Source organism: Aquimarina macrocephali JAMB N27 (assembly GCF_000520995.1).
Classification (GTDB): domain Bacteria; phylum Bacteroidota; class Bacteroidia; order Flavobacteriales; family Flavobacteriaceae; genus Aquimarina; species Aquimarina macrocephali.
Window position 1 is genome coordinate 1 of the sequence record NZ_JACA01000165.1, and the last position, 344, is coordinate 344.

Below are 344 nucleotides of genomic sequence, written 5' to 3' on the forward strand. Positions count from 1 at the left end.
GACTATGCAGAAGTAGAGTTTTTATTGGCAGAAGCTGCAGAACGTTCTTTAGTTGGATCTCCGGCAGATGCAGAAAATCATTATAATAATGCGATTACAGCATCTATTACGTATTGGGGAGGTTCATCTGGTGATGCAACAACCTATCTGGGACAAGCAAGTGTGGCATACACAACTGCAACTGGAAACTATAGACAAAAGATAGGAACTCAGCAGTGGATCGCTTTTTATAATAGAGGTTTTGAAGGATGGTCAAGTTATAGAAGATTAGGTTTCCCTAATTTAAACGATAGCTCAGAAGGTAATCCTATTCCAAGAAGAATAAAATACCCTATTAGAGAATA

The 344-nt window shown here is 38.1% G+C and carries 1 protein-coding gene; it reads left to right on the top strand.

Going from position 1 to position 344, the window contains the following annotated elements:
• The coding region (locus Z054_RS29745) for a SusD/RagB family nutrient-binding outer membrane lipoprotein (RefSeq protein WP_035094048.1) at nt 1–344 on the top strand (344 nt) is incomplete at both ends.